Below are 22,446 nucleotides of genomic sequence, written 5' to 3'. Positions count from 1 at the left end.
CGGGCGGTGTCATCAGCTCGCCCCGGGCGGCAGGAGTGCGGCGTCGCGGCGGGACCGGCGGCTGTCGAACAGCAGGGACAACCCAGCGGCAGCGAAGAAGAGGACGACCAGGATGCCGGCCAGCATCAGCATGCTCACGACATCGGCAGCGGGGGTGGCGAGAGCAGCGAAGATCGTCGCGACGAGGACCGCCACCCGCCAGCCTTTGAGGATCGCGCGTCCGCTCATGACGCCGGCGATGTTGAGGGCGACGAGGAAGACCGGGAGGACGAAGGAGATCCCGACGACGATCAGCAGCTTGAAGACGAAATCGTAATAGTAGGTCGCGTCGAAGAACGAGGCTGCCCCCTCGGGGACGAAGGTCGCCATCAGCTCGACGATGTGCGGCATGATCAGGAGGCCCACGTAGGCCCCGGCGAAGAACAGCGGGACCGCTGAGGCGACGAAGCCGATGGTGTAGCGGACCTCTTTTCGCGTCAGCCCGGGCATGATGAACGCCCAAATCTGCCACAGCCAGATCGGCGCCGAAAGAAGGAGGCCGATCGCGAAGGACATCCGCAGGCGCAGGTCGAAGGCCGAGGTGACCGTGGTGAACATCAGCTCGACGGCTGCCTGCTCCCCCTTGACCTCCGCGACCTGCTGGATCGGAAGGGTGATGAGACGGATCACCGGGTCCGTGATGAAGAACGCCACCACCATCCCGACGATGAGCGCGAGGACAGCGATCATCAGTCGCTTGCGCAACTCCAGAATGTGCGCGCCCAGCGACATGCGCCGGTCGCGCCGGGGCTCGCTGTCGTCGGTGCGCGCGCGTTCGGCCGTGGCCACGGCCGATCAGGTGGTTTCGGAAGACCTGCCCGGAGACGCGTCGCGTGACGCGGCGGGCGGGGTGGGAGAGGCCGTCGACGACGTGGTGTCGCCGGAAGGAGCATCCTCGTCCTTCATCGCCTTCATCTCGCCCTTGAAAACGCGGGCGGACTGGCCGACGCTCTTCGCGAGCGCCGGAAGCTTGGCCGCCCCGAACAGCAGCAGGATGACCAGGAGCACGACGAGGAAGTGCCAGCCGGTGAGGTTTTGGAACACGATGGGCTCCGTCGCTAGGGGTCAGGAGTTTCAGTCTAACCCGCGACGTCTATGAACCGGCCGGTGACGGATCGGCGCGTTCGGCGTACTGCGCGAGGCCCGCGCGAGCCCATTCGGCTGCCGCGCGACGTGCCCCCTCGGGCGAGACGATCTCGACCACGCCGCCCCGACGTGCCGCGAGGCGGCGCAGCGTCGTCTCATCAGCGACGCGCAGGGTGGCGATCGCTTCGTCGCCGTCCCGCACGACGGTCGCTCGCTCGAGGTAGTCGCCCAGCAGCGGCGCCAGCGACGCACGGAAGCGGATGCGGGCGATGACCTCTCCTGCGCCGTCGGTCGGTTCGAACCAGCCGGGTGCGGCGTCTTCGCTGTGCGTGCTCGGGATGTCGGTGACCCGCAGATCGCTGACTCGGTCGAGATGGAACGTGCGCATCGCCTGACGCAGGTGGCACCATCCCTGCAGGTACCACTGGCCATCGGCGATGTGCACCTTGACAGGATCGACCGTGCGGGCGGTCGGCTCCGACTCGGGCGCCTTGTAGGTGAAGGTGACGGCGACACGCTCGCGCAGGGCGATCGCCACCGCCTCGCGCACGTCGTCGACGGGGCTCGGCGCGACGATGACGTCGGCGGGTTTAGCCGACGCACCCTGCGAGAGCTTGGCGAGGAGACCGCTGTAGACCTCGGTGTCGCCGACCCCCGGGATGGTGCGTGCGAGCTGAAGTCCCGCGACGAGTGCCGCAGCCTCACGAGCGGTCAGTCGCGGAGACCGCTCAAGACCGACGGAGTGGGTGATGGAGATGATGTCCCGGGTGTCGAGAAGATCCCAGTCGATGTCGAACAGATCGTTCGCCATCTGCCAGTAGCCTCGTTCGCCCGGAAGTCCGATGACGGTGAGCTTCTGCACCATGTCGCGCATCTCATCGCCGGTCACATCGAACTCTTCGGCGGCCTCGGCGATCGACACCTCGCCCTTGCTGATGAGGTACGGCACCAGCTGCAGGATGAGCGCGGCCCGATCCGTGGCCACCAGCGGACGTCGCGCGCTCATGAGGAGCCTCCTGGCGCTCCGTCGTGGCGCGCGAGGGCCCCCCGCAAGCGGGAGACGACGAGCGCGCGCAGTCTCTCGGGTGCGACCACCCGCACCTCGGGGCCGTACGAGGCCAGCTCGTCGGCGAGAACATGGACGTCGACGAAGGGCACGTGGATTCCCTGACCGGCCGGGCGTGCCCGACGGGCGAGGCGCAGCGCCGCCTCTGTTCCGGGGTCGACTTCGAGGTGAGCGAGCTGGCGTTCGGCGAGGTCTTGCAGTTCGGCCAGCGCCCTCTCCCCCGCGCCGTCGCGCAGCGCCGGGTCGAAGGTCTCGCGGGTGACGGCGACGTCCCCGACGATGCGACTGAGGAGGAAGGTGCGATCAGCGTCGAGATTCAGGTCGCGTCCGAAGACATGCCATCGGGCCTCGTACTCGACGAGGGCGAGGGGTCTGACCCGCCGCAGCCGCTCATTCTCGTCACCGGGGCGCACATAGGGGAAGGTCACCACGCGACTCTGCTCGATGGCGCGCTGCAGCACCGGGAACGAGGGCTCGCGGGCGCTGATGCGCGGCGAGTATCCGATGATCGGCTCATCGACGTCGATGCCGAGGGCACGGATCTTGCGCAGACCGCTGCGGGCCTCGGCCGACAGCGACCCCTCGCTCCACACCTCCCCGGCGAGGTTCAGCAATGCGAGTTCGGCGGGCGTGAAGTCGATGTCCTCGGGGAGGGAGTACTCGGACTTCGGTACGCGATACCGCGCGTCGCGCAGATCGTCGGGATCGGCGAAGTCGCCGATCGTCTCGATGGGAACGCCGAGGCCGCGGAGATTCTCCTTGTCGCGTTCGAACATCTTCTCCAGTGCGTCCTTGGACGCACCGGATTCGGTGTGCTCGCGATAGCCCGAGACCGAGCGGAGGATCGTGTCCTTGGTCAGTCCCTGCTCCGTCGCCATGAGGGCGACCACGAGGTTGACCAGGCGCTCCTCCGGCGGATTCTTCGTAGGGGTGTTCGCCGGCACCCCCTCATCCTAGGCGGGGCTCGGCGAAGATCCGGAAGGCGCGGAGGTCAGGAGATCTCGTCGAGTCCCAGGATGTCCACGACGAACACCAGGGTCGCGCCACCGGGGACGCTCCCCTGGCCCGCATCGCCGTACCCCTGGTCGGGCGGCACGACGATCATCACCTGCGATCCGACCGTCTGGCCCTCGAGCCCCGCGGCGAAGCCGGGAACGACGTCCTCGAGCGCGAACGACACCGGCGCCTGGCCCCACGACGAATCGAACACCGTCTTGTCGTCCCACAGCACGCCGGTGTAGGCCACGCGCACCGGCACGTCGCCGGTCACCTCGGGCCCGTCACCGCGGATGAGGGTCTCCACGACGAGGTCGCTCGGCGCAGCGGCATCCGGGACGATCACACCGGGCGTGCCGTCGGCGGCGCGGACGACGGAGGGGAGGTTGAAGCCGGCGTTGAACTGCAGTGCGCCCGCCGCCCGGGGCAGATAGGCCTTGCGGACGTCGATGACGGCGACCGCCGACTCGTCCTCGGCGAGACCGATGCTGGCCGCCGCCTCCGGCAGGATGTCGCCGGGCGCGAGGCCGACGACCACGCGCGACCCCTCGGTCGCGCACTCCAGCGCGTCTTCGAGAGCGGGGATCGGGGTGTACCACTGCGACATCGGCGCCACGCGGGCGATGTCGTCGTCATAGGGGGTCTGGATGAGCACCTCGCCGGTCTCGCCGCTGACGATGGTGACATCCAGCAGAGCCGCCTGCTCGGTCGCGGTCAGCGCTGCTCCGTCCCCGGCCTCGAGGTCGGTGTGAGAGGTCGAGCGGACCTGGAAAGGCGTGTACAGCTCGACCTCGGGGGCGCTTCCCGGGTCACCGTCGACAGTGACGAGGGAGTCGAGAGAGGAACCGGATGAGGCGGGCCGGTCGCATCCCGCAGCCGGGACGCTGGTGCATCCGACCAGGGTCAGTGCGGACAGGCCGACGACGGCGAGCAGAGCGGGGAGTTTTCGCACCCGGCTAGTTTAGGCGGACCCCTGGGCGCCCCCTGTGCGGGCGTCTGCGGCGCGCTGCGCCTCGCGGACGCGTTTGCGCAGATTCTTGTCGGTGATCTCCCGGTCGCCGACGGCGCCCGGCGTCCACAGCTCGACGTCTTCGTCGCCGTAGCTCGACTTCGACGCGCGACGCTTGCGCTCGGGGAGCACGGCGCCAGGCGCGAGCCGGCGGGCGGTGAGCAGGAAGCCGGTGTGGGCGACCATCCGGTGATCGGGGCGCACAGCGAGCCCTTCGACGTGCCAGCCGCGCACCATGGTCTCGTTGGCCTCGGGGTCGGTGAACAGGCCGGTGCCGCGGATGTACTCGGCGACCCGGCTCAGCTGTGTGGCGGTGGCGACGTAGCAGATGACGACGCCACCGGGGACGAGCGCATCGGCAACCGCGTCGATGCAGTCCCAGGGCGCGAGCATGTCGAGGACGACGCGGTCGACGGTGCCGTTCTCCATGTTCCGGGGAAGCTCGTCGACGAGGTCGCCGACGACCACGCGCCACGCGGGCGGCTCCTCACCCAGGAACGTCGCGACGTTCGCACGCGCGACCTCGGCGAAGTCCTCCCGCCGTTCGAAGGACACCAGCCGCCCTTCCGGTCCGATCGCTCGCAGGAGCCAGAGCGCCAGCGCGCCGGAACCGACGCCGGCCTCGACCACGGTGGCACCGGGGAAGATGTCGGCGTCGGCGACGATCTGCGCGGCATCCTTGGGGTAGACGATCGCCGCGCCCCGGGGCATCGACATGACGAAATCGCGCAACAGCGGCCGGAGGGCGAGGTATTCGTGCCCCCCGCTGCCGACGACCACGGAACCGTCGGGGATGCCGATGATGTCGCGATGGGCGAGGACGCCGTGATGAGTGTGCAGCTCCCCGTCCTCGCGGAGGGTGACCGTGTGCAGTCGCCCCTTGGGTCCGGTCAGCTGCACCCGCTCGCCGACGCGGAAGGGTCCGCTCCACCGGCCGCTCACGCGTGGGCCCCCGCGCGGGCGATGCGGGCGGTATGGAACGCCTGCAGGTCCGCTGTGGTGCGCCCCTCCAAGCTCTCCCAGATCGTGTGCGCCCCCGCCCCGGCGAGGGAGACCATCAGCGGCACCCCGATCACGGAGGCGCCCGACGCGACGGCCGAGCGCAGTCCGTTGGGCGAATCCTCGATCGCGACCGTGTCCGCCGGGGCGACGCCGAGGAGGTCGCAGGCCTGGAGGTACGGATCGGGGAAGGGCTTGGGGCGGGTCGCGTCGTCACCGGCGATGACCACGTCGAACGCCTCGAAGTCGATGAGGTCCACCACGGTGGTCGCCATCCGGCGCATGGACATGGTCACCAGCGCCGTCTTCACGCCCCTGTCCTTGAGATCTCGCAGCAGCTCCTTGGCGCCGGGGCGGAACGGCACGCCGGTGACGGCGAGCTGTCGCATCACCTCGTCGGTGAGGTGGTCGATGATCTCGTGGATCCCCATCCGCACACCGGCGTTCTGGAAGATGCGCGCCGAATCCTCCAGTCCCAGGCCCACCAGGCTCAGTGCCTGCTCGTGAGACCAGGTCCCGCCGAAGCGTTCGACCAGCGGAGTCTCCGCCGCCATCCAGTAGGGCTCGGTGTCGACCAGTGTGCCGTCCATGTCCCAGAGGACGGCGGCGAGGGAGGGGGAATGCACCGCTCAAGGCTACCGGGCGCCCCCGTCCGGCCCGCGCGACGCCTATCCTGGGTAGCAGCCCGCGCCGGCGGGCCGAGGGAGGTCCTGTGGAGGGTCTGGGACGCAGGGTGATCGTCGCGGCGTTCGACGGATGGAACGACGCGGGAGAGGCCGCGTCGTCGGCCCTGGCGCAGATCCGCGGGACGGACGGCTACGAATCCGTCTTCTCCGTCGACCCGGAGCTGTACTTCGACTACCAGTACACCCGACCCCAGGTCTCCATCGACGGCGAGGGACGGCGGAAGCTCTCCTGGCCCGAGACGAGTCTCCTGCGGCCGGTGCGGCAGACCCGCGGTACCCAGCTCTGGCTCCTCACCGGCGTCGAGCCGGCACGCGCCTGGCAGGCGTTCGCCTCCGAGATCATCGACGCGGCCCTCCGGGAGGACGTCACCGGCTTCGTCGCCCTCGGCTCGATGATGTCCGATGTCCCCCACACCCGCCCGATCTCGGTGTTCGCCGGCAGCGACAACGAGCAGCTGCGCCAGACCCTCGACCTCGAGAAGAGCACCTACGAGGGGCCGGTGGGCATCTTGAGCGTGCTCGCACACGCGGCCGAGGCCGCAGGCATCCCCACCGCGAGCCTGTGGGCGAGCGTGCCCCACTACGTCGCGGGGCACACCCCGTCGCCGAAGGCCACGCTGGCACTCCTGGATCGCCTGGAGGATCTCACCGGCGCGCAGGTTCCTCGTGGCGATCTGTCCACGGAGGCGGCCGCCTGGGAGGCCTCCATCGACGCCGCAGCGGCCGACGACGAGGAGATGACGGAGTACATCCGTCAGCTCGAGCGGACGCGCGACACGTGGGATTCGCCGGAAGCCTCGGGCGACGCCATCGCGCAGGAGTTCGAACGCTACCTGCGTCGCCGCGGCGACGGGCCGACCAAACCGGGCCGGGACGACCCCCGCCGTTCGTGATCGGCCCGCGGGCCCTGATCAGTACGGCTGCAGCACTCCCACTGACAGCAGCACGATGAGCAGCACGCCCAGCGCGACCCGGTAGATCACGAACGGCAGGAAACTGCCGCGCTTGAGGTAGCGCATCAGGAAGGCGATGACGGCGAGGCCCACGCCGAAGGCCACGAGCGTGGCCACCGCCGTGTCGAGCTGACTGTAGGGGCCGCCGGGCTCTTCGAAGCTCTGCAGCAGCTCGTAGAAGCCGCTGCCGAACACCGCGGGCACGGCGAGCAGGAACGCGTACTCGGCGGCGGCGGGGCGGGTGTAGCCGAGGGCGAGCCCGAGGGTGGTGGTCGCACCTGAGCGCGAGACACCGGGCACCAGGGCGAGCGCCTGGGCGAAGCCGAGGGCGAGACCGTGCGGGTAGGTCAGGTCGCTCAGCTCCCTCCGCCGCGCGCCCCAGCGGTCGGCAGCCCCGAGCAGGAGACCGAAGAAGATGAGCACGATCGCCACGAGCCAGAGGTTGCGGAAGGTGTCGCGGATGACGTCCTGCAGCAGGAAGCCGAGGACGCCGATCGGGATGGTGCCGATGATGATCAGCCAGCCCATGCGCGCGTCGGGATCGTTCCTGGGCACCCGCCCGGCCAACGACTGCGCCCATCTCGAGATGATGCGGACGATGGTCTTCCAAAAGTACAGCAGGACGGCCGCTTCGGTGCCGATCTGGGTGATCGCGGTGAAGGTCGCCCCGGGATCCTGCGCGGACGGCAGGAACTCCCCCACGATGCGCAGGTGAGCGCTGGAGGAGACCGGGAGGAATTCGGTGAGGCCCTGGACGATGCCGAGGAAGATCGCCTCGATGAGCTGCATGTGCGCCTTTCGGTGGACGGTGACGTGGAGCGGCGCCGGGTCAGCAGGTGCGCAGCAGGTCGGTGAGCACCCGCTGACCGAACTCGAGCGCTGCGATCGGCACCCGCTCGTCGACGCCGTGGAACATGCCGGTGAAGTCGAGATCGGCAGGGAGGCGCAGCGGTGCGAATCCGTACCCCGCGATCCCGAGCTCGGCCAGGGCCTTGTTGTCGGTTCCGCCGCCCATCAGGTAGGGGATGACGGGGGTGCCCGGATCGTGCACGCCGAGCGCCCGCACCATCGCATCCACGAGGTCACCCGAGAAGGGAACCTCGAGCCCGATGTCACGGTGAACCACCTCCACCTCGACGTCGTCGCCGATGATGCGACGGATGTCGGCCAGGGCGGCGTCTTCGGTGCCGGGGAGGACGCGGACGTCGATGAGCGCCTCCGCGCGATCGGGGATGACGTTGTGCTTGTACCCCGCGGTCAGCCCGGTGGGATTGGTGGTCGTCCGCAGCGTCGCGCGGAGGAATCCCGCCGCAGGGCCGGCTTCGGCGGCCAGCTCGTCGGGGTCGTCGCCGGCGCGGCCGGACAGGGCACCGAGAGCGGCCACGAGCTGCGACGTCGTGTCGGTCAGCGTCACCGGCCACGCCGTACGGCCGAGCGCTGCCACCGCTTCGGCGAGGCGGGTGACGGCGTTGTCGGGGTGGAAGCTGCTGCCGTGGGCGGCGCGTCCCCGCGCGATGAGCCGGATCCAGACGAGCGCCTTCTCCCCCACCTGCAACAGGTACGCGCGACGGTCTGCGACGCTGATCGAGTAGCCGCCCACCTCGCTGATGGCCTCCGTCGCCCCGGCGAACCACTCGGGGCGGTCGCGCACGACGAGCTGGGATCCTTCGATGCCACCGTTCTCCTCGTCGGCGAAGAACACCAGCACGAGATCGCGGTCCGGCCTCTCGCCGGAGCGGAGCATGTCGGCGACGGAGGCGAGGATCATCGCATTCATGTCTTTCATGTCGACCGCTCCGCGACCCCAGAGCATGCCGTCGCGCACCTCGCCGCCGAAGGGATCGACGCTCCAATCCTCGGCCACGGCGGGGACGACGTCGAGGTGCCCGTGCAGGACGAGGGCCGGCCGGTCGGGATTCCGGCCGGGCACGCGGGCCATCACGTTGGTGCGCCGATCGATGGGTTCGTAGTACTCCGGCTGCAGTCCCAGCGACTGCAGGAAGGCACCGACGTACTCGGCGGCCTCACGCTCGCCGCGGGATCGACCGCCGCCGAAGTTGGTGGTGTCGAATCGGATGAGGTCCTGGGCGATGCGGGCGACTTCGGGGAGGTCGGATCCGGGCGTCGGCATGCGGACTAACCTACCCGTCCGCGGTGCCCGCGATCTGCGACCGGATCCGACGCCCTTCGGGATCGCGTCCCCACCCGTGCGCACGAGCGACCTCGCGGACGTGGTAATGTCGATCCTCGGTTGCACGACCGAAACACCCATGCGCGGGTGGCGGAATAGGTAGACGCGCTAGCTTGAGGTGCTAGTGCCCGTATAGGGCGTGGGGGTTCAAGTCCCCCCTCGCGCACAACAAGAAAAACCCCCGGTTCGCCGGGGGTTTTTCTGTTCTCGTCGGTCACCCCACCGCGACGCCGAAGACGAGCCCGAGAACGTAGGTGACCGCCGCGGCCGCGTAGCCGATGGCGAGCTGCCGCAGTGCCCTCCGCAGCGGCGGGCCGCCCGAGAGCAGTCCGACCATCGCCCCGGTGGCCAGGAGCGCGATGCCGACGAGCACCAACGCACAGACCATGGCGGTCGTCCCCGACAGTCCGAACAGCCACGGCAGGAGCGGGATCACCGCACCCGAGGAGAAGAACAGAAAGCTCGATAGCGCCGCACCCCAGTCGCGACCGATGACATCGTGCGCGTCGGAGTCCTCGGCGGCCAGTCGGAAGGGGACGCTCCGGTCCGCGTCGCGGGCCGCGCCGACGACCGCCCGCGCCCGCGCGTCGGCGTCAGCCTCCGACATCCCCCGGGTGCGGTAGACCAGTGCCAGCTCATTGGCGTCCAGGTCGAGGTCGGGAAGGACGTGGTCGGCGTCGTTGTTCGGCTCGGTGGCCGCCAGAAGCTCACGCTGCGAGCGCACGGAGACGAACTCCCCCGCCCCCATCGACAGCGCACCGGCCAGCAGTCCCGCGACGCCGCTGAAGAGCACGAACGAGGGGGCGACACCGGTGGCGCCGATACCCATGACCAGGGCCATGTTCGAGACGAGTCCGTCGTTCGCGCCGAACACGGCGGCGCGGAACGATCCCGACAGCCGTCGACGGCCCCGGGCGGCCAGCCCGCGGACCACTTCCTGATGGATGCGTTCGTCGGCGGCCATCGAGGCCGAGGCGAAGGGCTCGGCCTCGTAGGGCGACCGCGCCTCGGCCCGCTGAGCGAGTGCGAGGACGAAGATCGAGCCGAAGCGCCGTGCCAGCAGTGCGAGCACGCGGGTGCGCAGATCCGGTCGCGGGAGCCGGTCGGGCTCCCCGCCCAGCATCTCGAGCCAGTGCGCCTCATGCCGACCCTCCGCCTCCGCGAGGGCGAGGAGGATGTCGCGCTCCTCCCCTTCCCGTCGGGCGGCGAGCTCACGGTAGACGCGCGCCTCGGCGCGTTCGTCGACGAGGTACTGCGCCCATCGGCGGCGGTCGCGGGCGGTGATGTGAGGAGGGGCGGCGGGGGCGTCGGCGGGCACGCGGAATCGACCTCGTTTCAGGGGTGGGAACATCTCCACGCTAACCACCGCCGCCCCGCGGGCTCTCACCAGGCCGCGGATTGCCAGCATTTCGGACGACCGAAGCGGCGCCCCGTTCAGGACCGGACGCGCGCGCGCAGCACGTCGATCCGCGCCTGCAGCTGCGCCACGGTGGCGTGCGAGACCGCAGGCCCTCCGCAGATGCGCCGCAGCTCGGCGTGGACGGCACCGTGCGGCTCACCGCTCTGCCGGGCGTACAGGCCCACCAGGCTGTTGAGCAGCTGACGCTGCTCCTTGAGGGTGCGGTGCAGGGCCGCGGGAGGTGCAGGCGCCGCCGGTTCGGACCCCGTGGCCGCCGCTGATTCCCGAACCTTGCGATGACGGCTCTGGCGCGCCTGACGCTGCAGCAGCAGCTCGTGGACATGCTCGGGTTCGAGAAGGCCCGGAAGTCCGAGGAACTCTTCTTCCTCCGGCGTTCCGGGCACGGCCAGCTGACCGAACTCCCGGCCGTCGAACATGACGCGGTCGAAATGAGCGGCCGACCCGAGCGCCTGGAAGGTGAACTCCTGCGTCAGTGCGTCGGAGGCCTTCTCCTCGCGCTCCGCGGCGTCCATCAGATCTTCTTCGGCGTTCCACTCGTCGTCGCCGTCGCTGTCTCGGTCGAGGGCGTGATCGCGTTGGCGCTCCAACTCGTGAGCGAGCGCCAACAGCTGCGGCACGTTCGGCAGGAACACACTCGCGGTCTCGCCGCGACGCCGAGCGCGGACGAAACGCCCGATGGCCTGGGCGAAGAACAGCGGGGTGGACGCCGATGTGGCGTAGACCCCCACGGCCAGGCGCGGAACGTCGACACCCTCGGACACCATCCGCACCGCGACCATCCACCGCGACGTCCCCGCCGAGAACGACTCGATCCGCGACGACGCCTCCGCCTCGTCGGAGAGCACGACCGTGGGTCGTTCACCGCTGATGCCCTCCAGGATCGCGGCGTACGCCCGCGCCGCGGTCTGGTCGGTCGCGATCACGAGACCACCGGCATCGGGCACCTGCTCGCGCACCTCGCTGAGTCGACGATCGGCCGAGCGGATAACCGCGGGAATCCAGTCTCCCTCGGGGTCGAGTGCGGTGCGCCACGCCTGGGAGGTGATGTCCTTGGTGTTGTCCTGTCCGAGCTGGGCCTCCATCTCATCGCCCGTCTTGGTCCGCCACCGCATCTGCCCGGCGTAGACGAGGAAGATCACGGGGCGCACGACCCCGTCCTCGAGGGCCCGGCGATAGCCGTAGGCGTAATCGGTCCGGGAGATCCTGATTCCCTTGTCGTTGGGGTGGTACTCCACGAAGGGGATGGGCGCGGTGTCGCTGCGGAAGGGGGTCCCCGACAGCAGCAGCCGCCGGGTCGCCCGGCTGTAGGCCTCCCGAAGCGCATCGCCCCAGCTGAGGGCGTCGCCGCCGTGGTGGACCTCGTCGAGGATGACAAGGGTGCGCGCCGAGTCGGTCAGGTGCTGATGGACCGAGGGCTTCACCGCGACCTGCGCGTAGGTCACCGCGACCCCGTGGTACTGGCGGGAGGGCGCGACGAACCGGTTGCTGAACGCCGGATCCAGGCGCAGCGACACGCGTGCCGCCGCGTCGGCCCACTGCGACTTCAGGTGCTCGGTGGGGGCCACGACGACCACACGGTCGACCACCTGGCGCCGAAGGAGCTCGGTGGCCAGTCGCAGCGCGAAGGTCGTCTTGCCGGCGCCGGGGGTGGCCGCCGCGAGGAAATCGCGCGGTCCCGCGCCCGGACCGTCGGGGCCGTCGAGCGAGAAATAGAGATCCAGCGCCTCGGCCTGCCAGGCGCGCAGCCGCTGCGCGGTGCCCCACGGCGCCCGCTGCGGCCAGGTCGGCGACAGGTGCTCGGCGGCGAAGCTGCCGAGGTGGACGTCGGTCTCGCCGGCGGTGTCGGTCAGCGCGGCCTCGTCCACAGCTCCCCCTTCCCGAACACGACGAGTCACCACGATAGACGACGCCTCGGACGCTACCCTCGACACAAGCCACGAGCCGAGGAAGCCCCATGTCGACCACCCCCGACCACCCGAGCCCCTATGCCGCGAACCACGAACTGCACCCCTGGCGGCGGTTCGTCGCCCTGGGCGACTCGTTCACCGAGGGCATCGGCGACCCCGAGCCCGGTTCACCCGGTGGGCACCGAGGCTGGGCCGACCGCGTGGCAGAAGTGCTCTCCCGTCAGGTGCCCGATTTCTCCTACGCCAACCTCGCGATCCGGGGTCGACTGATCCGTCAGATCGTCGACGAACAGGTCGAACCCGCCCTCGAGCTCAAACCCGATCTGGTCACCTTCTCCGCCGGCGGCAACGACGTGATCCGCCCGGGCTCGGATCCGGACGTGGTGGCCGACATCTTCCACGATGCCGTGGTGCGACTGTCCACCTCCGGTGCGACGCTCGTGGTCTTCACCGGCATCGACACGAATTTCACCCCGGTGTTCCGCGGCATCCGCGGCAAAGTCGCCATCTACAACGAGAACATCCGCGCGATCGCGGAGCAGTACGACTGCATCGTCGCCGACCAGTGGGCCCTCAAAGAGGTGCAGGACATGCGCTTCTTCGACGACGACAGGCTCCATTACAACTCGCTCGGTCATCATGAAGTCGCCCGGATGGTGCTGCGCACCCTCGCCGTACCCAACGACCTCCAGCCGATGACGCCTGATCCCCTGCCGGTGCGCACCTGGCGTCAGGCCCGGTCGAACGACCTGGTGTGGGCACGGGAGTACCTCGTGCCGTGGGTACTGCGACGACTCCGGCAGCAGTCTTCGGGCGACACCGTCGTGCCCAAGCGTCCCGAGCCCCTGCCGATCATCCGGTCCACGGACGACTCCTGAGCGGCGTCACTGCGCCTCGCGCGTGAGTGCCCACAGGGCCACCGCGCTCGCCGCGGCGACGTTGAGCGAATCGACGCCGCCGGTCATCGGGATGGTGACCACCGAATGGGCGTCGGCGAGACTCCGGCGCGACAGACCGTGTCCTTCGCCGCCGAGGAGCAGGGCCGCCCGATCCGGCCGGTCGCGCGCGAAGGCGTCGAGGGTCACCGCCTCGTCGGTGAGGGCGAGCGCGGCGACGTGGAAGCCGATCGATGCCAGCTCGGCGGCGCTCGAACGGGGATCGGCCAATCGCGTCCAGGGCACCTGGAAGACGGTCCCCATCGACACTCGGACGCTCCGGCGGTAGAGCGGGTCGGCGCATCGCGGCGAGACCAGGACGGCGTCGGCGCCGAGCCCGGCGGCATTGCGGAAGACGGCACCGACATTGGTGTGATCGACGATGTCCTCGAGGACCACCACCGTCCGCGCCCCCGCGACGGTGTCGGCGACGCTCCGAAGGGCCGGGCGGTGCATGGCGGCGAGGGCCCCACGGTGCACGGCGTAGCCGGTGAGGGCCTCGGCGACGGCCGCCGGGACGACGAACACATCGACCTCGGGGGTCTCGGCGAGAAGCGGCATGACGTCGTCGACCCACTTGCGCTGCACCAGGACCGAACGCGGACGATGCCCCGCCGCCAGCGCCCGGCCGATCACCTTCGCCGACTCCGCGATGTACAGCCCCTCCTCGGGCTCGCGCACCCGCCGCAGAGCCACGTCGGTGAGGTCGCGGTAGTCCGAAAGGCGATCGTCGCCAGGATCGTCGATCTCGTGCAGCTGCATCCGACCACTCTCGCACCCGGGCGTCTCTCGTAACATCGCCGCAAAGCACCGGGCCTAGACTCGGTCACCTGAACCCGGCGACCTACACTCGGCGAAGGGGGGTGTCTGTGACCGTCACGACCGATCTGAGTTCTCAGACGCCGGCCGTCTCCGAGGCGCTGGACGTGCTGCGAGGCCGTCGGCTGGCGATCCTCACCGGCGCCGGCGTGTCGACAGACTCGGGGATCCCCGACTATCGCGGCGAGGGCGCCCCCGTGCGCACTCCGATGACGGCACAGGAGTTCCTCGGCGATGCCGCCGCCCGTCGCCGCTACTGGGTGGGCTCCCATCTCGGATGGCGAGCGTTCGCCGCCGCGAGCCCGAACGCCGGTCACGGGGCGATCGCCGACCTCGAGCGTCGCGGCATCGCAGCCGGAGTGGTCACTCAGAACGTCGACGGTCTGCACGTGCGCGCGGGGAGCCGCCGTGTCGTGGAGCTGCACGGCACGATGCGTCGCGTGTTCTGCACGCACTGCGGCCAGGTGTTCGACCGCCGTGATCTCGCGGTCCGAGTCGAGCGCGACAACCCGTGGCTGACCGTCCCGGACGCGGTTCCGCTCGGACCCGATGGGGATGTCGTGCCCTCGGCGACCGACGGATTCATCCTCCCCGACTGCACGGTGTGCGGCGGCATGCTCAAGCCCGATGTCGTGTTCTTCGGCGAGTTCGTCCCGGCCGAGAAGTTCCGCGAGGCCGAGCAGATCCTTCGCACGGCCGATGCGCTGGTGATCGCCGGGTCATCGCTGGTGGTCAATTCCGGCATCCGTCTGCTCGAGCGCGCGCGACGGCGGAGACTCCCCGTGGTGATCATCAATCGGGGGCAGACGCGCGGCGATGCGCGTGCCACGGTCAAGATCGACGCCGGCACGTCACCGGTCCTGCGTTTCCTCGCCGACAACCTCCCGGCGCCCGACGCCCGCTGAGGGCGGACCCTCAGCCGCGCCCCGGTACGCTCATGCGGTGAGCTCACTGATCCTGGTCCGCCACGGCGAGACCGACTGGAATCGCGCCGGACGGATCCAGGGGCTCACCGACATCCCCCTCAACGACACCGGCCGCGCGCAGGCCCGTGAGGCCGCGGAGCAGCTGCGCACAGAGCTCACGAGCACGATTCCGGATGCCGCAGAGAGCGCCGTGATCGTCTCCAGCGACCTGCAGCGGGCCTCGGAGACGGCAGACATCATCGCCGCTGCGCTGGGACTCGCCACGCCGCGCCGATACCCGGGTCTTCGCGAGCGTGCGTACGGGGAGGCGGAGGGCCTCGTCACCGCGGAGTTCCAGCGTCGCTGGGGCCACTGGCACATCGCGGACGTCCCCGGCGCCGAGACGCGAGCCGACCTCCGCGCCCGCGCGACCGCGACGCTGGTGCGTGCGCGGCAGGACGCGAGCGTCGACGGGACCGTTCCCCCGCTCATCGCGGTCGCGCACGGAGCGCTCATCCGGGAGGTGATCGGGCACGCCACCGACGACCGCCTGCCCGAGCCCGGCATCCGACTGCCGAACGGCTCGCTGCACCGCTTCGAGATCGAGGGCGGCGCACTCCGGCTCGTGCTGCCGGTCGACGTCACGCCGTGAGGGCGGCGCGGTCCATCACCGAGCGGGCGTGCCGGAGGACCGGCTCGTCGACCATGCGTCCCTCGTGGGTGAACACCCCGGGCCGATCCTCGGCGACGGCGAGGAGGCTCCGGGCCCACGCGATCGTCGCTTCATCGGGCCGGTACGCCCGGCGGATCACGGGCACCTGCGAGGGGTGGATGCAGGCGGTGGCGGTGAACCCCGACGCCGCAGCGTCGGCGGCCTCCCGCGCGAGCCCCTTCACATCTGCGATGTCGAGATGCACCGCGTCGATGGCCGCCTTGGCTTGGGCACCCGCCGCCAGCAGCACGCGCGCCCGCGCGTACCGGGCGATGTCTCGGTAGCGCCCGTTGCCTTTGCGGCTGGACGTGCCGCCAAGGCTTGCCACGAGGTCTTCCGCGCCCCACATGAGGCCCACCACCTGGTCGTGTGCGGCGAGCTTCTCCGCGGCGGCCACGCCGCGGGCCGTCTCGCACAGGGCGACGATCGAGAAGCGCCGGTCGACGGCGCGCAGCGCCTTGGCGCTCTCGGCCTTGGCGATCATCACGGTCCGGAAGTCTGTCTGCGACAGGGTCGCCATGTCGGCGGCGAATGCCTCGGTGCCCACCGGATTCACCCGCACGATGACGCGGAACGGGTCGAGGTCGGCATCGATCACGGCGCCGCGCGCGGCGGTCTTGCGGTCGTGCCCGACGGCATCCTCCAGGTCGAGGATGACGGCATCGGCGCGCTCGAGCGCTTTGCCGAACCGTTCGGGGCGGTCGGCCGGGCAGAAGAGGAGAGCCGGAGTGGGCAGCATCCTTCTCACACCTCCTCTGGGGTCTCGGAGGCGGCGCTCGCCGTCCCGCCGACGGCATCCCGGCACCACATCAGGGCGACCCGGGTGGCGGAAGCGACCACGACGCCGTCCTGATTCCGCCCGGTATGGCGCATCGTGACGATCCCCTGACCCGGGCGGGATGCCGAACGACGCGTGTCGAGGATCTCGGTTTCGGTGTAGAGCGTGTCACCGTGGCGGAGCGGCGCGGGGAAGGTGATGTCGGTCATGGCGAGCTGCGCGACGAGGGTCCCCAGCGTCAGCTGCGACACCGAAGCCCCGACCATCGTGGCCAGGGTCCACATCGAATTGACCAGCCGCTCACCGAAGGGGCTGTCGGCTGCCCACGCTGCATCCAGATGGAGCGGCTGTGAGTTCATCGTCAGTGCCGAGAACAGCACGTTGTCGGTCTCGGTCACCGTCCGCCCGGGTCGGTGCAGGTAGCGGGCTCCGACGTCGAACTCGTCGAAGTAGAGTCCGCGCTGGATGGCGCCGGGGCGCTCGGAGTCGTCGTTCACGGTGCCGCCCACGCTACCCGCCGAGTCCCAGCGCCCGCGAGATGACCAGCAGCTGCACCTCGGTGGTGCCCTCGCCGACCTCGAGGATCTTGGAGTCGCGGTAATGGCGCGCCACGGGGTACTCGTTCATGAACCCGTTGCCGCCGAAGATCTGCGTCGCGTCGCGGGCGTTGTCCATCGCCGCGTCGCTCGCGGTGACCTTCGCAATGGCGGCCGCGGTCTTGAACGGCTTCCCGGCGTCCCGCAGCCGGGCTGCGTGCAACCAGGCCAGACGAGCGTTGTGCACGCGCGCCTGCATCCGGGCGAGCATGAACTGGATTCCCTGCCGGCTCGCCAGCGGTGCGGCGAAGACGGTGCGCGACCGGGCGTATTCCACTGCGGCCTCCAGACACCCCTCGGCCGCGCCGGTCGAAAGCGCGGCGATGGCGATGCGGCCCTCGTCGAGGATGTGGAGGAAATTGGCGAAGCCTCGCCCCTCCTCGCCGAGGAGGTGCGAGGCGGGGACCCGTGCGTCGGTGAACGTGAGCGGGTGGGTGTCCGACGCGCGCCACCCCACCTTGTCGTACCCCGGCTCGACGGTGAATCCCGGGGTGCCGTTGGGGACGATGATCGTGGAGATCTGCTTGCGCCCGCCGGCCTCGCCGGTGACGGCGGTGACCGTGACGAAGCGGGTGATGTCTGTGCCGGAGTTGGTGATGAACTGCTTCGACCCGTTGATCACCCACTCCTCGCCGTCACGGCGGGCGGTCGTGCGGGTGGCTCCGGCATCCGAGCCCGCCTCGGGTTCGGTCAGACCGAACCCGGCGAGTGCGCGACCGGCCAGGAGGTCGGGGAGGTACTCCTCGCGCTGCGCGTCGGTGCCGAAGCGGTGGATCGGCATCGCTCCGAGACTCACCCCGGCCTCCAGCGTGATGGCGATCGACTGATCGACGCGGGCGAGCGCCTCGATCGCCAGGCACAGCGCGACGTAGTCCCCGCCCTGTCCGCCGACCTCTTCGGGGAAGGGGAGTCCGAACAGCCCCATCTCCCCCATCTGCGCCACCACGTCCAGCGGCAGCGTGTGGGTGCGGTCGGCTTCGTACGAGACCGGCGCGACGACCTCGTCGGCGAACTGGCGCACGAGCTGCGCCAGTTCGAGCTCGGTCTCCTCCAGCGCGTACTCACTGAGCGGAATGGTCATCCTGGTCCTCCTCGACCTCCGCGACGATCTGGTCGCGGTTCACCTGGTCGCCGATGGCGACGTGGATCCGGACCGCGCCGTCGTGGGGCGCGATCACGATGTGCTCCATCTTCATTGCTTCGATGCTCACGAGGCGGTCACCCGCGGTCACCCTCGCGCCGTCCGCGACGTGCACGGCGACCACCGTCCCCGGCATCGGCGCCCGCACCTGCGGGGCCGAGGAAGCGGTTCGACGCGAGTGCGCGGCCAGGCGACGCATCATCGCCTCCCGCCGATCGATGGGAATCAGCCGATGCGTGGCCCCGTTCCGCCAGGTCCACACCGCGCCGTCCTCGTCGCGCGCGACGACCACCTCCGCCGACTGTGGCGCGTCCGTCCGCGGCGCCGACATGACACCGATGCCGTCCACGACGAAGGACACGGTCTCGGCCACCGGCGCCCGCCCGCCGCGCCATCCGCGAAGGCTTCGCCACACCGGCCCGGCGCCGGATCGGGAATCCATTGCCGGGCCATCACCTCGTGCCGCCTCCCCTAGCGCGGCTGCGGCCACGAGCTCGACGTCGTCCGGGGCGGAGGGCTCGGGCGCCGGCATCCGGTCGATGATGCCGGTGTCGAGCTCGCCCGACTGCACGTCCTCGCGGGCGAGCAGGGTCCGCAGGAACGCCACATTCGTCTCGACGCCGGCGATCACGGTCGCTGCCAGTGCCTCATCCAGAGCGCGCAGGGCCGCCGCCCGGTCGGCGGCGTGGGCGATCACCTTCGCGATCATCGGATCGTAGTCGGCGGTCACGATCGATCCGGTGCCGATCGCCGCGTCGGTGCGGATCCCCGGAGCGGGCCGCCACGCGAGGATCTTCCCCACCGACGGCACGAACCCCCGCTCCGGACTCTCGGCGTAGACGCGCGCCTCGATGGCGTGACCCCGCATGCGCACATCTTCCTGCGCGACGGACAGAGGAAGCCCGGCGGCGATGCGCACCTGCTCGGCGACGAGGTCGATACCGGTGACCTCTTCGGTGACGGGGTGCTCGACCTGAAGCCGGGTGTTCATCTCGATGAAGAAGAACTCCTCAGGGCGGGCCGCGGCGACGAGGAACTCCACCGTTCCCGCGCCCCGATAGTCGACGCTCGCCGCGGCGGCACAGGCCGCCCGCCCGAGACGCTCCCGCGTCATGGCGTCGATCGCCGGGGAAGGCGCCTCCTCGATGACCTTCTGATGACGACGCTGCAGGGTGCATTCGCGCTCACCCAGATGAATCACGTGGCCGTGATCGTCGGCGAGCACCTGCACCTCGATGTGGCGTGGGCTCTCGAGGAGCCGCTCGAGGAGCAGCGTGTCGTCGCCGAACGCCGCGCGCGCCACGCGCCGGGCGCTCTCCACGGCCGCGGAGAGGTCGCCCGCGTCACGCACGATCTGCATGCCTTTGCCGCCCCCGCCCGCGGACGGCTTCACCAGCAGGGGGAATCCGATCTCGTTCGCCGACCGGGCGATCCCGGCGTCATCCATCCCCGCGGCCGAGAAGCCGGGAACGGTCGGAACACCGAAGCCGGCGACGTGCTCCTTCGCCCGGATCTTGTCGCCCATGACCTCCAGCGCCCTCTCGCCCGGGCCGATGAAGACGATGCCGGCTTCGGCGCACGCCCGCGCGAAGGCGACATTCTCCGAGAGGAAGCCGTAGCCCGGGTGGATCGCCTCCGCGCCCGACCGATGGGCGGCGTCGATGACGGCGGCGATGTCGAGATACGACGCCGAAGCGGCCGCCGGACCGATCCGCACCGCGTCGTCGGCCTCGCGGACGTGCGGGGCGTCGGCGTCGGCGTCGCTGTAGACGGCGACGGCGCGGATTCCGAGCGCGCGGAGGGTGCGGATGACGCGACGGGCGATCTCGCCGCGGTTGGCGACGAGGACGGTCTCGAAGATCGGAGCGGGGTGGTCGGGGGTCACGGGGATCACATCCGGAAGACGCCGAACTGCGGCGTGGGCAGCGGCGTGCGACTGACGACGTCGAGGGCAAGACCCAGGATGTCGCGGGTGTCGGCGGGGTCGATGACGCCGTCGTCCCAGAGTCGGGCCGTGGCGTAGTAGGGGCTTCCTTGCTCGTCGTAGCGGGCGCGGATCGGCGCTTCGAACGCCTCCTGGTCGGCGGGCTTCCAGTCCTGGCCTCGAGATTCGAGCTGATCCCGTTTCACCGTGCCGAGCACCGCGGCGGCCTGGGGCCCGCCCATGACCGAGATCCGGCTCGCCGGCCAGCTCCAGAGGAAGCGGGGCGAGTAGGCGCGACCGCACATGGAGTAGTTCCCCGCCCCGAAGGATCCGCCGATGATGACGGTGAGCTTGGGAACGCGTGTGGTGGCCACGGCGGTGACCATCTTCGCCCCGTCCTTGGCGATTCCGCCGGCCTCGGCATCGCGCCCCACCATGAACCCGGTGATGTTCTGCAGGAACAGCAGCGGGGTCTCGCGCTGATCGCAGAGCTCGATGAAATGCGCGCCCTTCTGAGCCGACTCCGAGAAGAGCACTCCGTTGTTGGCGACGATGCCCACCTGATGCCCGTGGATCCGCGCGAATCCGGTGACGAGGGTGTCGCCGTACTCGCGCTTGAACTCATGGAAATCGCTGTCGTCGACCAGTCGCGCGATCACCTCGCGCACGTCGTAAGGCTGATTGACGTCCACGGGCACGACCCCGTAGAGCTCGGCCGGATCGGCGCGCGGCGGAACCGCGGATTCGACCTGCCAGATCGGATCCGGCTCGGCGGGGAGGGTGGCGACGATGTCGCGGACGATCTCCAGCGCATGCTCGTCGTCATCGGCGAGGTGATCGACGACGCCCGACCGACGGGCGTGCAACTCCCCGCCCCCGAGCTCTTCCGGAGTGACGATCTCACCGATCGCGGCCTTCACCAGCGGCGGTCCGCCGAGGAAGATCGTCCCCTGGCCCCGCACGATGACGGTCTCGTCGCTCATCGCCGGCACGTAGGCCCCGCCCGCCGTGCACGACCCCATCACGGCTGCGATCTGCGGGATCCCTGCGGCCGAGAGCCGGGCCTGGTTGAAGAAGATGCGTCCGAAGTGGTCGCGGTCGGGGAAGACCTCGTCCTGCATCGGCAGGAAGGCACCGCCCGAATCGACCAGGTAGACGCACGGGAGGCGGTTCTCCAGGGCGATCTCCTGGGCGCGAAGGTGCTTCTTCACGGTGAGCGGGAAGTAGGTCCCGCCCTTCACCGTGGCGTCGTTGCAGACGACCATGACGTGCCGTCCGTGCACGAGCCCGATACCGGCGACGACTCCGGCCGCGGGAGCCTCCCCGCCGTACAGGCCGTCGGCGGCCAGCGGGGCGATCTCGAGGAAGGGGCTGCCCGGATCGAGCAGGCGGTCGACGCGGTCTCGGGGCAGGAGCTTTCCCCGGGCGACGTGGCGCTCCCGCGACGCGGCAGGTCCACCGAGCGCGGCTGCGGCCAGCCGGCGGCGAAGGTCGTCGGCGAGGCCGCGCTGGGCCGCGTCGGAACGTCGGAAGTCGTCATCCCGACGCACGGTGGTGAGCCTGGCCATGTCATCTCCGTCGACGTCACGATCCGGTCACGCCCGTTGTCGCGGCGCGCCGAGGACGGTTAGTGTGCGTTAACCGAGCTTTCACGTTAGCGGGGATTAACTGAAATGGCAAGCATCACGGGTCGCGATCGGGCCAAGGCGGACCGGCACTCCGCTCTCCTCGCCGAGGCGGCACGCCTGTTCGCCGAGCGGGGGTTCACCGGCGTCAGCCTCGAGGACCTCGGTGCGGCGGTCGGCGTGAGTGGACCGGCGATCTACCGCCATTTCGCCAACAAGCAGGCGCTGCTCGGAGCGATCCTCATCGGCGTGAGCGAACGACTGCGCGACGGCGGACGAGCTGTGCTCGAGCGGACGGATGACGCCGACGCGCGCCTCACGCAGCTTGTGGCCTTCCACGTCGACTTCGCCCTGACCGATGCTGATGTCATCCGCGTCCAGGACCGCGACCTGGCGAACCTCGGCGACGAGGATCGTCGGACGGTGCGCCGTCTGCAGCGCGAATACGTGGAGATGTGGGTCGGCGTCCTCGCGGCCGTGCACCCGGATCGCAGCGACCAGGACCTCCGGGTGCGGGCCTACGCGTGCTTCGGTCTGATCAACTCCACTCCCCACAGCATCCGCACGGGTCAGGGCGCGCCCGACCAGGCGCACGTCCGCGGAATCCTGACCGACATGGCAGGAGCCGCATTGGGCGTCTGAGCGGTATCCTCGCTCCA

Annotated in this window: 22 protein-coding genes and 1 tRNA gene; 6 read left to right on the top strand and 17 right to left on the bottom strand. The window is 70.2% G+C overall.

Going from position 1 to position 22,446, the window contains the following annotated elements; genetic code table 11:
* Window positions 1-12 precede the first annotated feature (12 nt).
* The 7 genes from tatC to DT073_RS09245 form a co-directional block, all read right to left on the bottom strand.
* Entirely contained in the window at window positions 13-771 is a 759-nt protein-coding gene (tatC, locus tag DT073_RS09275) for a twin-arginine translocase subunit TatC (RefSeq protein WP_124294446.1), read from the bottom strand.
* A gap of 63 nt (window positions 772-834) precedes the next feature.
* Window positions 835-1,083, bottom strand: coding sequence for a twin-arginine translocase TatA/TatE family subunit (tatA, locus tag DT073_RS09270; RefSeq protein WP_124293131.1), 249 nt, complete (start codon window positions 1,081-1,083; stop codon window positions 835-837).
* A gap of 49 nt (window positions 1,084-1,132) precedes the next feature.
* The gene (locus DT073_RS09265; protein WP_124293130.1) at window positions 1,133-2,131 is read right to left on the bottom strand and encodes a helix-turn-helix transcriptional regulator; all 999 of its coding nucleotides are present in this window, start codon (window positions 2,129-2,131) and stop codon (window positions 1,133-1,135) included.
* Entirely contained in the window at window positions 2,128-3,135 is a 1,008-nt protein-coding gene (locus tag DT073_RS09260) for a helix-turn-helix transcriptional regulator (RefSeq protein WP_124293129.1), read from the bottom strand. Before DT073_RS09260 ends, DT073_RS09265 begins: the two co-directional genes overlap by 4 nt.
* A 47-nt stretch (window positions 3,136-3,182) precedes the next feature.
* Window positions 3,183-4,139 (bottom strand): FKBP-type peptidyl-prolyl cis-trans isomerase, encoded by a 957-nt coding sequence (locus tag DT073_RS09255; protein ID WP_124293128.1) that lies wholly within the window; start codon window positions 4,137-4,139, stop codon window positions 3,183-3,185.
* Window positions 4,140-4,148: 9 nt separating this feature from the next.
* Window positions 4,149-5,138: a tRNA (adenine-N1)-methyltransferase gene (locus tag DT073_RS09250; RefSeq protein WP_124293127.1), complete on the bottom strand. Its 990-nt coding sequence runs from the start codon at window positions 5,136-5,138 to the stop codon at window positions 4,149-4,151.
* Entirely contained in the window at window positions 5,135-5,821 is a 687-nt protein-coding gene (locus tag DT073_RS09245; protein ID WP_240638527.1) for an HAD family hydrolase, read from the bottom strand. Before DT073_RS09245 ends, DT073_RS09250 begins: the two co-directional genes overlap by 4 nt.
* Window positions 5,822-5,907: 86 nt before the next feature.
* Between DT073_RS09245 and DT073_RS09240 the strand changes: the two genes are divergently transcribed.
* Window positions 5,908-6,774: a PAC2 family protein gene (locus DT073_RS09240; RefSeq protein ID WP_124293126.1), complete on the top strand. Its 867-nt coding sequence runs from the start codon at window positions 5,908-5,910 to the stop codon at window positions 6,772-6,774.
* Between the two features lie 18 nt (window positions 6,775-6,792).
* Here the strand turns inward: DT073_RS09240 and DT073_RS09235 are convergent, their stop codons facing one another.
* Window positions 6,793-7,623, bottom strand: a complete 831-nt coding sequence (locus DT073_RS09235; RefSeq protein WP_124293125.1) for an undecaprenyl-diphosphate phosphatase — start codon at window positions 7,621-7,623, stop codon at window positions 6,793-6,795.
* A 40-nt stretch (window positions 7,624-7,663) separates the two neighbouring features.
* Complete coding sequence (locus DT073_RS09230) at window positions 7,664-8,965, bottom strand: M20/M25/M40 family metallo-hydrolase (RefSeq protein WP_124293124.1); 1,302 nt, start codon at window positions 8,963-8,965, stop codon at window positions 7,664-7,666.
* A 141-nt stretch (window positions 8,966-9,106) separates the two neighbouring features.
* On the opposite strand from DT073_RS09230, the gene DT073_RS09225 reads away from it, so the two are divergent.
* Window positions 9,107-9,191 (top strand) — tRNA-Leu (locus DT073_RS09225).
* Window positions 9,192-9,239: 48 nt separating this feature from the next.
* Here DT073_RS09225 and DT073_RS09220 read toward each other — a convergent pair.
* Both DT073_RS09220 and DT073_RS09215 read right to left on the bottom strand, forming a co-directional pair.
* Entirely contained in the window at window positions 9,240-10,376 is a 1,137-nt protein-coding gene (locus tag DT073_RS09220) for a VIT1/CCC1 transporter family protein (protein ID WP_124293123.1), read from the bottom strand.
* 83 nt (window positions 10,377-10,459) lie between these two features.
* Window positions 10,460-12,310, bottom strand: a complete 1,851-nt coding sequence (locus DT073_RS09215; RefSeq protein ID WP_240638509.1) for a DEAD/DEAH box helicase — start codon at window positions 12,308-12,310, stop codon at window positions 10,460-10,462.
* An 89-nt stretch (window positions 12,311-12,399) separates the two neighbouring features.
* Here DT073_RS09215 and DT073_RS09210 point away from each other — a divergent pair, with 89 nt between their 5' ends.
* A complete protein-coding gene (locus tag DT073_RS09210; protein ID WP_124293122.1) occupies window positions 12,400-13,230 on the top strand; it encodes an SGNH/GDSL hydrolase family protein in 831 nt (276 codons plus the stop codon).
* A gap of 6 nt (window positions 13,231-13,236) precedes the next feature.
* On the opposite strand, the gene DT073_RS09205 is transcribed toward DT073_RS09210, so the two are convergent.
* Window positions 13,237-14,049, bottom strand: coding sequence for a TrmH family RNA methyltransferase (locus tag DT073_RS09205; RefSeq protein WP_124293121.1), 813 nt, complete (start codon window positions 14,047-14,049; stop codon window positions 13,237-13,239).
* A gap of 107 nt (window positions 14,050-14,156) precedes the next feature.
* Between DT073_RS09205 and DT073_RS09200 the strand changes: the two genes are divergently transcribed.
* Both DT073_RS09200 and DT073_RS09195 read left to right on the top strand, forming a co-directional pair.
* Window positions 14,157-15,011, top strand: a complete 855-nt coding sequence (locus tag DT073_RS09200; RefSeq protein ID WP_442927901.1) for a Sir2 family NAD-dependent protein deacetylase — start codon at window positions 14,157-14,159, stop codon at window positions 15,009-15,011.
* A 37-nt stretch (window positions 15,012-15,048) separates the two neighbouring features.
* Complete coding sequence (locus DT073_RS09195; RefSeq protein ID WP_124293119.1) at window positions 15,049-15,663, top strand: histidine phosphatase family protein; 615 nt, start codon at window positions 15,049-15,051, stop codon at window positions 15,661-15,663.
* On the opposite strand, the gene DT073_RS09190 is transcribed toward DT073_RS09195, so the two are convergent.
* The 5 genes from DT073_RS09190 to DT073_RS09170 are packed head-to-tail and all read right to left on the bottom strand — an operon-like array spanning window position 15,653 to window position 21,730.
* Entirely contained in the window at window positions 15,653-16,462 is an 810-nt protein-coding gene (locus DT073_RS09190; RefSeq protein ID WP_124293118.1) for an HpcH/HpaI aldolase/citrate lyase family protein, read from the bottom strand. The two genes, DT073_RS09195 and DT073_RS09190, sit on opposite strands and share 11 nt — an antisense overlap.
* A 5-nt stretch (window positions 16,463-16,467) precedes the next feature.
* Window positions 16,468-16,998 carry a MaoC family dehydratase gene (locus DT073_RS09185; protein WP_124293117.1) on the bottom strand — a complete coding sequence of 177 codons (531 nt, stop codon included), beginning with the start codon at window positions 16,996-16,998 and terminating at the stop codon, window positions 16,468-16,470.
* Window positions 16,999-17,011: 13 nt separating this feature from the next.
* On the bottom strand, window positions 17,012-18,178 hold the full coding sequence (locus DT073_RS09180; RefSeq protein ID WP_124293116.1) for an acyl-CoA dehydrogenase family protein: 1,167 nt from the start codon (window positions 18,176-18,178) through the stop codon (window positions 17,012-17,014).
* Window positions 18,159-20,132 (bottom strand): acetyl/propionyl/methylcrotonyl-CoA carboxylase subunit alpha, encoded by a 1,974-nt coding sequence (locus tag DT073_RS09175; RefSeq protein WP_502697152.1) that lies wholly within the window; start codon window positions 20,130-20,132, stop codon window positions 18,159-18,161. The genes DT073_RS09180 and DT073_RS09175 overlap by 20 nt, the downstream gene beginning before the upstream one ends.
* Window positions 20,129-21,730: a carboxyl transferase domain-containing protein gene (locus DT073_RS09170; RefSeq protein WP_124293115.1), complete on the bottom strand. Its 1,602-nt coding sequence runs from the start codon at window positions 21,728-21,730 to the stop codon at window positions 20,129-20,131. Before DT073_RS09170 ends, DT073_RS09175 begins: the two co-directional genes overlap by 4 nt.
* Before the next feature lie 105 nt (window positions 21,731-21,835).
* Between DT073_RS09170 and DT073_RS09165 the strand changes: the two genes are divergently transcribed.
* Entirely contained in the window at window positions 21,836-22,429 is a 594-nt protein-coding gene (locus DT073_RS09165) for an SACE_7040 family transcriptional regulator (RefSeq protein ID WP_124293114.1), read from the top strand.
* The last annotated feature ends 17 nt before the right edge of the window (window positions 22,430-22,446 follow it).

Origin of the sequence: Microbacterium sp. ABRD28, assembly GCF_003850245.1 — a bacterium.
Taxonomy (GTDB): Bacteria; Actinomycetota; Actinomycetes; order Actinomycetales; family Microbacteriaceae; genus Microbacterium.
Note: the sequence above shows the minus strand (reverse complement) of the source record. Positions and strands in the feature narration are given on the sequence as shown.